Below are 13,916 nucleotides of genomic sequence, written 5' to 3'. Positions count from 1 at the left end.
CAGCGGGGTGTGGCGCAGCTTGGTAGCGCGTCCGCTTTGGGAGCGGAAGGCCGTCGGTTCGAATCCGGCCACCCCGACCAGCAGTTACGTGGCCGTCGCGCGACGGCGCGGTGGGAGGACGGCGAGCGCGCCGCGGATCGGGATCGACCCCGTCCGCGGCGTTTGGCACTACCGGTAGGATGGGCGGTCGGCGACCCGACGCGCGGCACCGATCGCGCGCAAGTGAGTGGCCCCCATCAACGTAAAGCCCCCAAGGAGACCCAACCGTGAAGAGCGCCGTCGAGACTCTGAACCCGACCCGGGTTCGACTCACTGTCGAGGTGCCCTTCGAGGAGCTCAAGCCCAGCCTCGACGCGGCGTACAAGAAGATCAACCAGCAGGTCACGGTGCCGGGCTTCCGCAAGGGCAAGATCCCTGCGCGCGTCATCGACCAGCGGTTCGGCCGTGGCGCGGTCCTCGAAGAGGCCATCAATGAGGCGCTGCCGAAGTTCTACACGGAGGCGGTCACCGAGGGTGAACTCTCCGAGAGCGTGCTCGGCCAGCCCGACGTGGACATCACCGAGTTCAACGACGGCGACGAGCTGAAGTTCACCGCCGAGGTCGAGATCCGGCCGACCATCGAGATCCCGGACTACACCGGCATCGAGGTCACCGTGGACGCCGTCGAGGTGCCCGAGGAGGACGTCGACACCTCGCTGGAGCAGCTGCGCGACCGCTTCGCGACCACCACGCCGGTCGAGCGCGCCGCCGCCGAGGGCGACGTGGTCGTGGTCGACCTGCAGGCGTCGGTCGACGGCAACGTGCTGGACGACGGCGTCGCCACCGGCGTCAGCTACACCATCGGCTCCGGCCAGCTCCTCGACGGCATCGACGAGGCCGTCACCGGCCTGGAGAAGGGCGGCAGCGCCACCTTCACCTCCTCGCTGAGCGGCGGCACCGGCGCCGGCCAGGAGGCCGAGGTCAAGGTCGACGTCACCGACGTCCAGGCCCGCGAACTGCCCGAGCTGGACGACGAGTTCGCGCAGCTCGCGTCCGAGTTCGACACCCTGGAGGAGCTGCGGGCCGACTCCCGCAAGCGCCTTGAGCGGATCAAGTCCTACGACCAGGCCACCCAGGCCCAGGAGAAGGTGCTGGACGCGCTCATCGAGCTGACCGAGGTCCCGATCCCGGAGAAGCTGCTGGAGAGCGAGATCGAGACCCGCACCCACAACCTGGAGCACCACCAGTTCCCGGCGCTCGGCCTGAACTGGGACACGTACCTGGAGCGTGAGGGCAAGACCCGCGAGGAGTTCGACGCGGAGGTCTCGGAGCAGGCGGTCAAGGGCATCAAGACCCAGTTCATCCTGGACGAGCTGGTCAAGACCGAGAAGCTGTCGGTCAACCAGGAGGAGCTGACCGAGCACCTCATGCGCCGCGCGCAGTCCTCCGGCATGTCCCCCGAGCAGTTCGCGCAGGCCGTCGTCGAGGGCAACCAGGTGCAGCTCCTGGTCGGCGAGGTGGCCCGCGGCAAGGCGCTGGCCGTCGTCGTCGAGGCCGTCAAGGTCACCGACAGCAACGGCGAGGTCGTCGACCTGTCCGACGAGGAGGACGACGAGGACGAGGCCGCCGCTGAGGCCGCCGACGGGGACGCCCCCGAGGCCGCTGAGGCCGCTGAGGCCGGCGAGGACGCCCCCGAGGCATCCGAGGCCGCGGACTCCGCCGAGGCCGACAAGAGCTGACCTGAGGCTGCCTGAAGGGCACGGGGGACCGCCGCGGAAGGCGTTCGCCTCTCAGGGACGCGGGGAACCGCGCGACCGACCCGCCACCACTCGACCACCACCGGCCGGTGGCGGGACCTCGCCGCGGGGGCCGGGCCTACGGGCCGGGCTCGCCACGGTGCACGGTTGCTCGCGCGGTTCCCCGCGTCCCTTTTTCGGCCCCGCGGCCCGAACGCCGGGCCCGGTCCGCCCGAGCGACCCGGGCGTTCCAAACCCGTACCGCGCGGCATGCGCTCACAGCGAACAGTCCCGCGTAGGGGATTGCTGGGCCCCACCTGCGCGTTAGGGTCCACAAGTAGGAGGGCAGGGGTGCGGCGAGGGTCAGCGGCCGCCTCCGGCCCGGACGAAGACCGTGACGGTTGCTTCGACCGTCCGACAACGAGCAGGTGGATACGTGACGACTACGATGCCTACCGCCGCCGGCGAGCCGAGCCCCGGCGGTCTCGGCGACCAGGTCTACAACCGACTGCTCGGCGAGCGCATCATCTTCCTCGGCCAGGCCGTCGACGACGACATCGCCAACAAGATCACCGCACAGCTGCTGCTCCTTGCGGCCGAGCCCGACAAGGACATCTTCCTCTACATCAACAGCCCCGGCGGCTCCGTGACCGCCGGCATGGCGATCTACGACACGATGCAGTTCATCAAGAACGACGTCGTCACCATCGCCATGGGCATGGCCGCCTCGATGGGCCAGTTCCTGCTCACCGCGGGCACCCCCGGCAAGCGCTTCGCGCTGCCCAACACCCGCATCCTGATGCACCAGCCCTCCGCGGGCCTCGGCGGCTCCGCCACCGACATCAAGATCCAGGCCGAGCAGCTGCTGCACACCAAGCGCCGGATGGCCGAGCTGATCGCCGAGCACTCCGGCCAGAGCTTCGAGCAGATCACCAAGGACTCCGACCGCGACCGCTGGTTCTCCGCCGAGGAGGCCCGGGAGTACGGCCTGGTGGACGGCGTGATGCTCTCCGCCGCGCACGTCCCGGGCGGTGGCGGCACCGGCGCCGCGCCCGCCTCCTGAGGCTGCCCGCACCGGCCGCGTGGCCGCGCCGGCCCGGCACTGCCGACGCGCCGGCCGCGCCCGCCCGGCCCCCGACATCGACGCACCTCATCACCTGGAGACGGTGGACGTGAACCCCTTGAACTTCCCCGGCAGCGGCCTCTACGAGCGCACCGCGGCCGAGCGGCCCGGCGTGTTCGGCGCCGAGGCCCGCTATGTGATCCCGCGCTTCGTCGAGCGCACCTCGCAGGGCGTGCGCGAGTACGACCCGTACGCGAAGCTCTTCGAGGAGCGCGTGATCTTCCTCGGCGTGCAGATCGACGACGCCTCCGCCAACGACGTCATGGCGCAGTTGCTGTGCCTGGAGTCGATGGACCCCGACCGGGACATCTCGGTCTACATCAACAGCCCCGGTGGCTCCTTCACGGCGCTGACCGCGATCTACGACACGATGCAGTTCGTGAAGCCCGACATCCAGACGGTCTGCATGGGCCAGGCGGCCTCCGCGGCGGCCGTGCTGCTCGCGGCCGGCAGCCCCGGCAAGCGGATGGCGCTGCCGAACGCGCGGGTGCTCATCCACCAGCCGTACAGCGAGACCGGCCGCGGCCAGGTCTCCGACCTGGAGATCGCGGCCAACGAGATCATCCGGATGCGCCAGCAGCTGGAGGAGATGCTCGCGAAGCACTCCACCACGCCGATCGAGCAGATCCGTGACGACATCGAGCGCGACAAGATCCTCACCGCTGAGGAGTCGCTGGCCTACGGCCTGGTCGACCAGATCGTGTCCACCCGCAAGACGTCCGTGGGCGTCTGAAGGACGGGTAAGCTGCGCCCTCCGTGCGTGCCCCCGCCCGTACTCGGATCGCGAGTACGTCCAGGGGGGCCCACACGGGGGGCGCGGCAAGGTACCGTCGATGAGAGAAGCACCAGGTTCCGTTGAAGGTCGGCGGAGCCCAGGCGAAGGGGAAAGACCTCGTGGCACGCATCGGTGACGGCGGAGACCTGCTGAAGTGCTCGTTCTGCGGAAAGAGCCAGAAGCAGGTGAAGAAGCTCATCGCAGGTCCCGGTGTGTACATCTGCGACGAGTGCATCGACCTCTGCAACGAGATCATCGAGGAGGAGCTCGCCGAGTCCTCCGAGGTGCGCTGGGAGGACCTGCCCAAGCCGCGGGAGATCTACGAGTTCCTGGAGAGCTACGTGGTCGGGCAGGCGCCCGCCAAGAAGGCCCTCTCGGTCGCGGTGTACAACCACTACAAGCGGGTCCAGGCAGGGGAGAGCGGCCGCCCTGGCCACGACGACGCCATCGAGCTGGCGAAGTCCAACATCCTGCTGCTCGGCCCGACCGGCTCCGGCAAGACGCTGCTGGCCCAGACGCTGGCCCGGATGCTGAACGTGCCGTTCGCCATCGCCGACGCCACCGCGCTCACCGAGGCGGGCTACGTCGGTGAGGACGTCGAGAACATCCTGCTGAAGCTGATCCAAGCGGCGGACTACGACGTCAAGAAGGCCGAGACCGGCATCATCTACATCGACGAGATCGACAAGGTCGCCCGCAAGAGCGAGAACCCGTCGATCACCCGCGATGTCTCCGGCGAGGGCGTCCAGCAGGCGCTGCTGAAGATCCTGGAGGGCACCACCGCCTCCGTGCCGCCGCAGGGCGGCCGCAAGCACCCGCACCAGGAGTTCATCCAGATCGACACCACGAACGTGCTGTTCATCGTGGGCGGCGCCTTCGCCGGTCTGGAGAAGATCATCGAGGCGCGGGCGGGCGCCAAGGGCATCGGCTTCGGCGCGACCATCCGCTCCAAGCGCGAGCTGAACATGGCCGACCAGTTCTCCGAGATCATGCCGGAGGACCTGGTGAAGTTCGGCATGATCCCCGAGTTCATCGGCCGGCTGCCCGTGATCACCAACGTGCACAACCTCGACCGCGAGGCGCTGCTGCAGATCCTGGTCGAGCCGCGCAACGCGCTGGTCAAGCAGTACCAGAAGCTCTTCGAACTCGACGGCGTGGAGCTGGAGTTCGAGCGCGGCGCGCTGGAGGCCATCGCCGACCAGGCGATCCTGCGGCAGACCGGCGCCCGTGGCCTGCGCGCCATCATGGAGGAGGTGCTGATGTCGGTGATGTACGAAGTGCCGTCCCGCCAGGACGTCGCCCGCGTCGTCATCACCGCCGACGTCGTGCACTCCAACGTCAACCCGACCCTGGTGCCGCGCGACCCGCGCATCTCGGGCCAGGGCGAGCAGAAGAGCGCGTAGCCCCCGGCGGCACCGCAGGCACAGCACGAAGCACGAAGGGGGCACCCGGTCGCAGGACCGGGTGCCCCCTTCGTCGTGGTCGCGGGCGGGGCTTCGTCCCTACGAGGCGGGCACCTCGGCGTCGGCACGGACCTTGGCGGCCAGCGCGGCGGTGTCGGCGACCGACGGCCAGGTGGCGGTGCCGTCCGAGACGTGCGCGTCGTCGATCGTGCTCACATAGGCCACCGTGCTGTAGTCGGCCCAGGCGCAGATGGTGGTCTTGAAGGGGATCTTCTGGTTGTCCTGCTCCTGGGTCTCGTTGATCTTCTGGCACTTCATCAGCGCGTCGGGCTTCAGGCCGGCCGGCTTCACCGTCTGCGGGGTGCCCAAGGGGGAGACCGTGACCTTCGAGCCGTCGCTGGTCGGGTTCGTGCCGCCCTTGTCGAGCAGCGCGAACATGCCGTCCAGCGCCTTGCCCGGGTCCTTGACGGTGCCGTAGACGCCGTCGAAGCTCAGGAAGACGCCGGTGAACTGGCTGCCCTTCAGATAGAGGGTGCCGGCGCTCTTGGCGTCGTCGACGCCGAGCGCCTTCAGGGTGCCGACCGCGGTGTCGTCGAGCTGCGGGCCGGTGCTGCCCACGGGGGACTTGACGTAGTCCCCGGCGACGGTGTCCGGGGTGGTGAGGGTGTACTTCTTGCCGTCGTCGTGGAGCCCGGACGAGCCGCTGTTGCCCTTGTGCGCGACGAAGACGCCGGCGCCGACCGCGAGCACCGCGACCACGACGCCGATGATGATCCCGTTGCGCTTGCCCTTGCCGCCGGACCTGGGCGGTTGCGGCTGCCCGTAACCCTGCTGGGGCACCTGCCCGTACGGCTGCGGCGGGCCGTAACCGCCCTGCGGCGGCTGCTGTTGCGGTTGCGGTGGGCCGTAGCCGCCGCCCTGGGGCTGGTTGCCGTACGGGTTCGGCGGCTGCTGGTCATGGCTCATGGGTTCGTCCCCTCCGTCAACGAGTGCGCCCATCCTTGCGCAGGACGGGAGCGCCCGGGGTCCGCGGTCGGCCCGGATACGCGAGGGGGCGCCCGGTCCCTCGCGGACCGGGCGCCCCTTTTCGTCTGCGGTGGCGGCTACTTCGCCTCCACCTCGACGTCGTTGCGGACCTTGGCGGTCAGGGCAGCCGCGTCATCGATGGACGGGGCGGAGCCGCCGCCGGTGACGAGCTGCGCGGAGTCCAGTGGGATGACGTACGCCACCGTGCTGTAGTCCGCCCACACGCAGACCGTCGTGTTGATGGTGAAGCTCTGGCCGGAGTCCTGGCCGGTCTCCTTGATCGTCTGGCACTTCATGATCGCTTCGCTCTTCATGCCGGACGGAGTGACGGACTGCGGACTGCCGGAGGTCTCGACCTTCGTGCCGTCCTTCTTGTCCTGCTCGGTGCCCTGCTTGAGCATCGCGAACATGCCGTCGACGACCTTGCCCGGGTCCTTGACGGTGCCGTAGACGCCGGCGAACTCCAGCAGCTTGCCCGACAGGGCCGAACTGCCTTCCTTGTAGGCCGCGTTGACCTGGGTCGGGTCGCTGACGCCCAGCGCCTTGATCTTGGTGAGGTCGCTGTCGTCGAAGCTGTCGCTGTCCGAGTCGTCGCCCTTGGCGTAGTCGCCGGCGACGGTGTCCGGGGTGGTGAGGGTGTACTTCTTGCCGTCGTTGTGGAGCGAGGAGGAACTGCTGCCACTGCCCTTGGTGGCGAAGTAGACCCCGCCGGCGACCGCGACCAGGGCGACGACGATGCCGATGATGATGCCGTTGCGCTTGCCGTTGCCGCCGGACTGGGGCGGTTGCGGGTAGCCGTAGCCCTGCTGGGGCACCTGGCCGTAGGGCGGCTGCTGGCCGTAGCCGGGCTGCTGCGGCTGCTGGCCGTACGCCGGCTGGCCGCCGTAGGGAGGGGCGGGGGGCGGGGCCTGCTGCGGGTAGCCGTACCCGGGCTGGGGCTGCGGCTGGCCGTAACCGCCACCCTGCGGCGGCTGTCCGTAACCGCCCTGCTGCGGGGGCTGCGGCTGGCCGTAGCCGCCACCCTGCGGCGGCGGGCCGGGCTGCGGTTGGCCGTAGCCGCCACCCTGGGGTTGATCGCCGTACGGGTTCGGCGGCGGCTGGTTGTAACTCATGGTTTCGTCCCCTCCGTTAACGAGTCCGCCCATCCTCCCGGATGACATGCTCGCTTCCGAATCCGGGGGCGTGACCAGCAGCCATCCTCCCGCGCCGGAATCCGGCCGCGGCATCAGAAGCGCAACCGGTTCGTCACAGAGCTGTGGACAACCCGCCCTGTGGATAACCCGTCGGGGGTGAAGCCGCGGGAGCACTAGAATCGGGACCGTGACCGACAACACTCATCCGCGCCCCGACAGCGGGCAGCACAGCGACCCCCATCTGCCGACCCAGTACACGCCGGCCGAGGTAGAGGGGCCGCTGTACGAGCGGTGGGTAGAGCGCGGGTACTTCGAAGCCGACACGAAGAGCGACAAGCCGCCGTACACCATCGTCATCCCGCCGCCGAACGTGACGGGCACCCTCCACCTCGGACACGCCTTCCAGCACACGCTGATGGACGCCCTCACCCGCCGCAAGCGCATGCAGGGGTACGAAGCGCTGTGGCTGCCCGGCATGGACCACGCGGGCATCGCCACCCAGAACAAGGTCGAGCAGCAGCTCGCCGAGGAGGGCAAGTCCCGGCACGACGTGGGCCGCGAGGAGTTCGTCGCCCGCACCTGGCGGTGGAAGGAGGAGTACGGCGGCCGCATCCTGGGCCAGATGCGCCGGCTCGGCGACGGCGTCGACTGGTCCCGCGAGCGCTTCACCATGGACGAGGGCCTGTCCCGGGCCGTCCTGACCATCTTCAAGAAGCTCTACGACGACGAGCTGATCTACCGCGCCGAGCGGATCATCAACTGGTGCCCGCGCTGCATGACCGCCATCTCCGACATCGAGGTGGACTACCAGGACGACGACGGCGAGTTGGTCTCGCTGCGCTACGGCGACGGCGAGGACAGCGTCGTGGTCGCCACCACCCGGGTCGAGACGATGCTCGGAGACACCGCCGTCGCCGTCCACCCCGACGACGCGCGCTACGCCCACCTGATCGGCCGCCGGATCAAGCTGCCGCTGACCGACCGGACCATCCCGGTGGTCGCCGACGCCCACGTCGACCCGGAGTTCGGCACCGGCGCGGTCAAGGTGACCCCGGCCCACGACCCGAACGACTTCGCGATCGGCCAGCGGCACGGCCTGGAGTCGCTGACGATCATGGACGAGCGGGCGGTCATCACCGCGCCCGGTCCGTTCGAGGGCCTGGACCGCTTCGAGGCCCGCGCCGCCATCGTCGAGGCGCTGCGCGAGCAGGGCCGGGTCGTCGCGGAGAAGCGCCCTTACGTCCACTCCGTCGGCCACTGCTCCCGCTGCAAGACCACCGTCGAGCCGCGGCTGTCGCTCCAGTGGTGGGTCAAGGTCGAGCCGCTGGCCCGCGCGGCGGGCGACGCGGTCCGCGACGGCCGGGTGAAGATCCACCCGCCGGAGATGGAGAAGCGGTACTTCGACTGGGTCGACAACATGCACGACTGGTGCATCTCGCGGCAGTTGTGGTGGGGCCACCGCATCCCGGTCTGGTACGGGCCGAACGGCGAGCAGATCTGCGTCGGGCCCGACGAGGCGGAGCCCACCGGCGAGGGCTGGACCCAGGACGCCGACGTCCTGGACACCTGGTTCTCCTCCGCGCTGTGGCCCTTCTCCACCCTGGGCTGGCCCGAACAGACCCCGGACCTGGCGAAGTTCTACCCGACCGACGTGCTGCTCACCGGCCACGACATCATCTTCTTCTGGGTCGCCCGGATGATGATGTTCGGCCTGTACGCCATGGAGGACGTCCCGCCGTTCCACACCATCGCGCTGACCGGCCTGGTCCGCGACGAGTTCGGCAAGAAGATGTCCAAGTCCAACCCGAACTCGGTGGACCCGCTGACCTGGATGGACGCCTACGGCTCCGACGCGGTCCGCTTCACCCTGGCCCGCGGCGCCAACCCCGGTGCCGACGTGCCGATCGGCGAGGACTGGGTCCAGGCGTCCCGGAACTTCGCCAACAAGGTGTGGAACGCCACCCGGTTCGCCCTGATGAACGGCGCCACCGTCGAGGGTCCGCTGCCCGCGCCCGAGGAGATGTCCGCGACCGACCGCTGGGTGCTCTCCCGGCTGAACACCGTCGTCGCCGAGGTCGACGCCCTCTACGACGACTTCCAGTTCGCGAAACTCTCCGACGCGCTCTACCACTTCGCGTGGGACGAGGTCTTCGACTGGTACGTCGAGCTGTCCAAGACCACCTTCCTCAAGGGCGGCGACCCGGCACGCGTCTCCAGCCGGGTGCTCGGCGAGGTGCTGGACGTCACACTGCGGTTGCTGCACCCGATCGTGCCGTTCGTCACCGAGACGCTGTGGACCACCCTCACCGGCAAGGAGACGGTGGTCACCGCGGACTGGCCGAAGGCCGTGCTGGTCGCTGGCGCCGACGCGCCGGGCGGCTTCCGTGACGCGGCCGCCGAGGCGGAGATCGCCGAGGTGCAGCGGCTGGTCACCGAGGTCCGCCGGTTCCGCAGCGACCAGGGCCTCCAGCCCGGCCAGAAGGTCCCGGCCGAGCTGTCGCTCGACGGCACCCTCCTGCCGCCCCACGAGGACGCCATCCGGCAGCTGCTGCGGCTCCAGCCGGCCGGCGACGGCTTCCACGCCACCGCCACCCTGCCGGTCGGCGCGGCGCGGGTCGCCCTCGACCTGTCCGGGACGATCGACGTGGCCGCGGAGCGCAAGCGGCTCGCGAAGGACCTGGCCGCCGCCGAGAAGGAGAAGCAGCAGGCGGAGCGGAAGCTCGGCAACGATGCGTTCCTCGGCAAGGCGCCGGAGAAGGTGGTCGAGGGCATCCGCACCCGGCTGGCCGCCGCCGACGAGGACATCGCCCGGATCACCGCGCAGCTCGCCGCCCTCCCGGCGGCATAGCCACCGCACGGCACCCCTCGGGGTGGCACAGGCCCGGGCCATTCGGCCCGGGCCTGTTCCGTAGACTGGACGCTGTGAGCGAGCACCGGCAGGACGACGATTTCCCGGACGACGGCTTCAGCGACGCCGCCGACCGGGCCGCGGACGAGGTCGACTACGACGCCGCGCACCAGGCCACCGACGAGGACGACTCGGAGGACGGCGAAGGCGGCGGACCGCGCGAGGCGGACATGGCCGTCATCGAGGCCGGCAGCCGTACGCTGCGCACCCATGTCACCCCGCCCGCCCCGGAGGACGACGTGCCGGCCCGGCCCGCCGACCCCGAACTGGACCGGCAGCTGCGCGAGGTCGAGGACGAGCTGCTGGGCCGCTGGCCCGAGACGAAGCTCGACCCGTCCCTCGATCGGATGACCGCGCTGATGGACGTGCTCGGCCAGCCGCAGCGCTCCTACCCGTCGATCCACATCACCGGCACCAACGGGAAGACCTCCACCGCGCGGATGATCGAGCGGCTGCTGCTCGCCTTCGAACTGCGCACCGGCCGCTACACCAGCCCGCATGTGCAGTCCATGACCGAGCGGATCAGCCTGGACGGCGTCCCGATCTCCGCGGAGCGCTTCGTCGAGGTCCACCGCGACATCCAGCCCTACGTCGACATGGTGGACGGCTCCCAGCCGCACCGGATGTCCTTCTTCGAGGTGCTCACCGGCATGGCGTACGCGGCTTTCGCGGACGCCCCGGTCGACGTCGCGGTGGTCGAGGTCGGCATGGGCGGAAGCTGGGACGCCACCAACGTGGTGGACGCCACCGTGGCCGTGGTCTCCCCGATCTCGCTGGACCACACCGACCGGCTCGGCAGCACTCCCGGTGAGATCGCCGTCGAGAAGGGCGGCATCATCAAGAAGAGCGCCACCGCGGTCCTCGCCCAGCAGCCGCCGGACGCGGCGCGCGAACTGCTGCGGCGCTCGGTGGAGATGGACGCGACGGTCGCCCGCGAGGGCGAGGAGTTCGGCGTGCTCCACCGCGAAGTGGCCGTCGGCGGCCAGTTGCTGACCCTGCGCGGCCTCGGCGGCGAGTACGAACAGGTCTTCCTCCCGCTGCACGGCGAGCACCAGGCGCACAACGCGGCCCTGGCGCTGGCCGCGGTGGAGGCGTTCTTCGGCATCGGCAGCGTGCACCAGCGCACCCTCGACATGGACACCGTGCGCGGCGCGTTCGCGGCGGTCACCTCGCCCGGCCGGCTGGAAGTGGTCCGGCGCAGCCCCACCGTGGTGCTGGACGCCGCGCACAACCCGGCCGGCGCGCGGGTCACCGCGGCCGCGATCAGCGAGGTGTTCGGCTTCAGCCACCTGGTCGGCGTGGTCGGGCCGAGCGGCGACAAGGACGTCCGCGGACTGCTGGAGGCGTTCGAACCGGTCTTCGCCGAGGTCGTCGTCACCCGCAACTCCACCTCCCGGGCGATGGACGTGGACGCGCTCGCGGCGCTGGCCGTGGAGGTGTTCGGCGAGGACCGGGTGCAGGTCGAACCGCGCCTCGACGACGCCCTGGAGGCCGCGGTGACCCTCGCCGAGGACGAGGGCGAGTACGCCGGCGCCGGGGTGCTGGTCACCGGTTCGGTCATCACGGTCGGCCAGGCCCGCCTGCTGCTGGCCCGCCGGTAAGGGAGCCAGGGATGCGGACGCGTCAACGGACTTACTCGCGCACGCGGACTCACCCGCGTACGCGGACTCACCCGCGCACGCGGACTCAGACGGATTTCAGAGGGAAGGGGGCCCGGGTATGCGGACCCTGTGTTCGAGCACGCTGATCGGCGAGTTCTTCGTGATCGGCTTCGCCGGGCTGGTCGCGATGAAGCATCCCGACCTGTCGATGGGCACCGTGTGGACGGTGTGCGGCATCGCGATGGTGCTGTGCGTACTGCTGTGCGGCGTGGTCACCCGCCCGTGGGCGGTCGTGGTCGGCTGGGCGCTCCAGATCGGGTTGATCGCCAGCGGCTTCGTGGTCGGTACGATGTTCGTGCTCGGCGTGATCTTCGCCGCCCTGTGGTGGGCGTCGATCCACTTCGGGCGCAAGGTCGACCAGATCAGGGCCCGGCACGCGACACAAGCCGCCTGACAACCGACCGGCACGTGCCTTGTAGGCTCGTCGTCACATTCGCTTGTCATACCCGTCAGGAGCCGCCCCGTGTCCCAGCGCACCCTTGTCCTTCTCAAGCCGGACGCCGTTCGCCGCGGCCTGGTCGGCGAGATCCTGGGCCGGATCGAGCGCAAGGCCGGCTGGTCGGTCAACGCGCTGGAGCTGCGCACCCTGGACCGCGGCACCCTGGAGCAGCACTACGCCGAGCACGTCGGACGGCCGTTCTACGAGCCGCTGGTGGAGTTCATGGCGTCCGGCCCGTCGGTGGCCCTGGTCGTCGAGGGCGAGCGGGTGATCGAAGGCGTGCGCGCGCTGGCCGGCCCGACCGACCCGATCGCGGCCGCACCCGGCTCCATCCGGGGGGATTTCGGCACCATCACCCGTGAGAACCTGGTGCACGCCTCGGACTCCGAGGAGTCCGCCGCGCGCGAGATCAAGCTCTTCTTCCCCACCTTGGCGTAACGCGGCGGCGACGCGTATGGTCCCGTGAGTCGGCGCGACCACGGTCCGACTGCCGCTGTGGCCGCGCCCGTTCCGGCAGGTACCGGGCCGAACGGGAACCAAACACTCCGACACGGCGTCACCATTACTGAGGTCCGCTGTGTGTTCTGATGACAATGGGCGTCGGAACCCCGACGCCGCGCTCAGCCCGGCGCGACTACGATGGAACCTCCGCCCACGCTCGGGAAGGCCAGACGTATCCACATGGCGAACAACATGTCGTTCATCGGCCGTGACATGGCTGTCGATCTCGGGACCGCCAACACGCTGGTGTACGTCAGGGGCCGCGGGATCGTCCTGAACGAGCCGTCGGTCGTCGCGGTCAACACCAATACCGGCGGCATCCTCGCGGTCGGTGCCGAGGCGAAGAAGATGATCGGCCGCACCCCCGGCAACATCGTGGCGGTGCGCCCCCTGAAGGACGGCGTCATCGCCGACTTCGAGATCACCGAGCGCATGCTGCGCTACTTCATCCTCAAGATCCACCGCCGCCGCTACATGGTCCGCCCGCGCGTCGTGGTGTGCGTGCCGTCGGGCATCACCGGCGTGGAGCGCCGCGCCGTGATCGAGGCCGCCACCCAGGCCGGCGCCCGTACCGTGCACATCATCGAGGAGCCGATGGCCGCCGCGATCGGCGCCGGGCTGCCCGTGCACGAGGCCACCGGCAACATGGTGGTGGACATCGGCGGCGGCACCACCGAGGTCGCGGTGATCAGCCTCGGCGGCATCGTCACCGCCCAGTCCATCCGGGTGGCCGGCGACGAGCTGGACAACGCGATCATCCAGCACATCAAGAAGGAGTACAGCCTGCTGCTCGGCGAGCGCACCTCCGAGCAGATCAAGCTGACCATCGGCTCCGCGTTCGCCGCCGAGAAGGACGACGAGCACACCGAGATCCGCGGCCGGGACCTGGTCAGCGGACTGCCCAAGACCGTGGTGATCTCCGCGGGCGAGGTGCGCAAGGCCATCGAGGAACCGGTGAACGCGATCGTCGACGCGGTGAAGACCACGCTCGACAAGTGCCCGCCGGAGCTGTCCGGCGACATCATGGACCGCGGCATCGTGCTGGCCGGCGGCGGCGCGCTGCTGCGCGGCCTGGACGAGCGGCTGCGGCACGAGACCGGCATGCCCATCCACATCGCCGAGTCCCCGCTGGACTGCGTGGCGCTCGGCGCGGGCAAGTGCGTGGAGGAGTTCGAGGCGCTTCAGCAGGTCCTCGACGCGGCCCCGCGCAGATGACGCAGAAGCGGATGACG

11 protein-coding genes and 1 tRNA gene are annotated in these 13,916 nt (G+C 70.0%); 10 read left to right on the top strand and 2 right to left on the bottom strand.

Going from position 1 to position 13,916, the window contains the following annotated elements; all coding sequences use genetic code 11:
• The first annotated feature begins 3 nt into the window (after positions 1–3).
• The 5 genes from ACIPAE_RS05260 (at position 4) to clpX (ending at position 5,016) form a co-directional block, all read left to right on the top strand.
• Positions 4–80 (top strand) — tRNA-Pro (locus ACIPAE_RS05260).
• Positions 81–266: 186 nt separating this feature from the next.
• On the top strand, positions 267–1,718 hold the full coding sequence (tig, locus tag ACIPAE_RS05255) for a trigger factor (protein ID WP_402443006.1): 1,452 nt from the start codon (positions 267–269) through the stop codon (positions 1,716–1,718).
• A gap of 445 nt (positions 1,719–2,163) precedes the next feature.
• On the top strand, positions 2,164–2,778 hold the full coding sequence (locus tag ACIPAE_RS05250; protein ID WP_202238536.1) for an ATP-dependent Clp protease proteolytic subunit: 615 nt from the start codon (positions 2,164–2,166) through the stop codon (positions 2,776–2,778).
• Between the two features lie 109 nt (positions 2,779–2,887).
• On the top strand, positions 2,888–3,571 hold the full coding sequence (locus tag ACIPAE_RS05245) for an ATP-dependent Clp protease proteolytic subunit (protein ID WP_402443004.1): 684 nt from the start codon (positions 2,888–2,890) through the stop codon (positions 3,569–3,571).
• 161 nt (positions 3,572–3,732) lie between these two features.
• A complete protein-coding gene (clpX, locus tag ACIPAE_RS05240; RefSeq protein WP_328464172.1) occupies positions 3,733–5,016 on the top strand; it encodes an ATP-dependent Clp protease ATP-binding subunit ClpX in 1,284 nt (427 codons plus the stop codon).
• 99 nt (positions 5,017–5,115) lie between these two features.
• On the opposite strand, the gene ACIPAE_RS05235 is transcribed toward clpX, so the two are convergent.
• Entirely contained in the window at positions 5,116–5,982 is an 867-nt protein-coding gene (locus ACIPAE_RS05235; protein WP_402443002.1) for a hypothetical protein, read from the bottom strand.
• Positions 5,983–6,119: 137 nt separating this feature from the next.
• On the bottom strand, positions 6,120–7,154 hold the full coding sequence (locus ACIPAE_RS05230; protein ID WP_402443000.1) for a hypothetical protein: 1,035 nt from the start codon (positions 7,152–7,154) through the stop codon (positions 6,120–6,122).
• 208 nt (positions 7,155–7,362) lie between these two features.
• On the opposite strand from ACIPAE_RS05230, the gene ACIPAE_RS05225 reads away from it, so the two are divergent.
• The 5 genes from ACIPAE_RS05225 to ACIPAE_RS05205 all read left to right on the top strand — a co-directional run bounded on the left by ACIPAE_RS05225 (position 7,363) and on the right by ACIPAE_RS05205 (position 13,899).
• Entirely contained in the window at positions 7,363–10,023 is a 2,661-nt protein-coding gene (locus ACIPAE_RS05225; protein ID WP_366413338.1) for a valine--tRNA ligase, read from the top strand.
• Positions 10,024–10,097: 74 nt separating this feature from the next.
• Positions 10,098–11,684, top strand: a complete 1,587-nt coding sequence (locus tag ACIPAE_RS05220; RefSeq protein ID WP_329369407.1) for a folylpolyglutamate synthase/dihydrofolate synthase family protein — start codon at positions 10,098–10,100, stop codon at positions 11,682–11,684.
• Between the two features lie 118 nt (positions 11,685–11,802).
• Positions 11,803–12,138 carry a DUF4233 domain-containing protein gene (locus ACIPAE_RS05215; protein WP_329369408.1) on the top strand — a complete coding sequence of 112 codons (336 nt, stop codon included), beginning with the start codon at positions 11,803–11,805 and terminating at the stop codon, positions 12,136–12,138.
• 69 nt (positions 12,139–12,207) lie between these two features.
• Positions 12,208–12,621: a nucleoside-diphosphate kinase gene (gene ndk / locus ACIPAE_RS05210; RefSeq protein WP_329369410.1), complete on the top strand. Its 414-nt coding sequence runs from the start codon at positions 12,208–12,210 to the stop codon at positions 12,619–12,621.
• 255 nt (positions 12,622–12,876) lie between these two features.
• Positions 12,877–13,899 carry a rod shape-determining protein gene (locus ACIPAE_RS05205; RefSeq protein WP_328474074.1) on the top strand — a complete coding sequence of 341 codons (1,023 nt, stop codon included), beginning with the start codon at positions 12,877–12,879 and terminating at the stop codon, positions 13,897–13,899.
• The last annotated feature ends 17 nt before the right edge of the window (positions 13,900–13,916 follow it).

Origin of the sequence: Streptomyces sp. NPDC087270 (assembly GCF_044744625.1) — a bacterium.
Lineage (GTDB): Bacteria > Actinomycetota > Actinomycetes > Streptomycetales > Streptomycetaceae > Actinacidiphila.
The sequence above is the reverse complement of the archived record's forward strand: the minus strand, read 5'-3'. Positions and strand labels throughout refer to the sequence as shown.

Excerpts from the sequence above, each read along its gene's own strand:
- ACIPAE_RS05215 (WP_329369408.1), top strand. The coding sequence starts at position 11,803 with ATGCGGACCCTGTGTTCGAGCACGCTGATCGGCGAGTTCTTCGTGATC.
- ACIPAE_RS05250 (WP_202238536.1), top strand. The coding sequence starts at position 2,164 with ATGCCTACCGCCGCCGGCGAGCCGAGCCCCGGCGGTCTCGGCGACCAG.
- ACIPAE_RS05230 (WP_402443000.1), bottom strand. The coding sequence starts at position 7,154 with ATGAGTTACAACCAGCCGCCGCCGAACCCGTACGGCGATCAACCCCAG.
- ACIPAE_RS05235 (WP_402443002.1), bottom strand. The coding sequence starts at position 5,982 with ATGAGCCATGACCAGCAGCCGCCGAACCCGTACGGCAACCAGCCCCAG.
- ACIPAE_RS05205 (WP_328474074.1), top strand. The coding sequence starts at position 12,877 with ATGTCGTTCATCGGCCGTGACATGGCTGTCGATCTCGGGACCGCCAAC.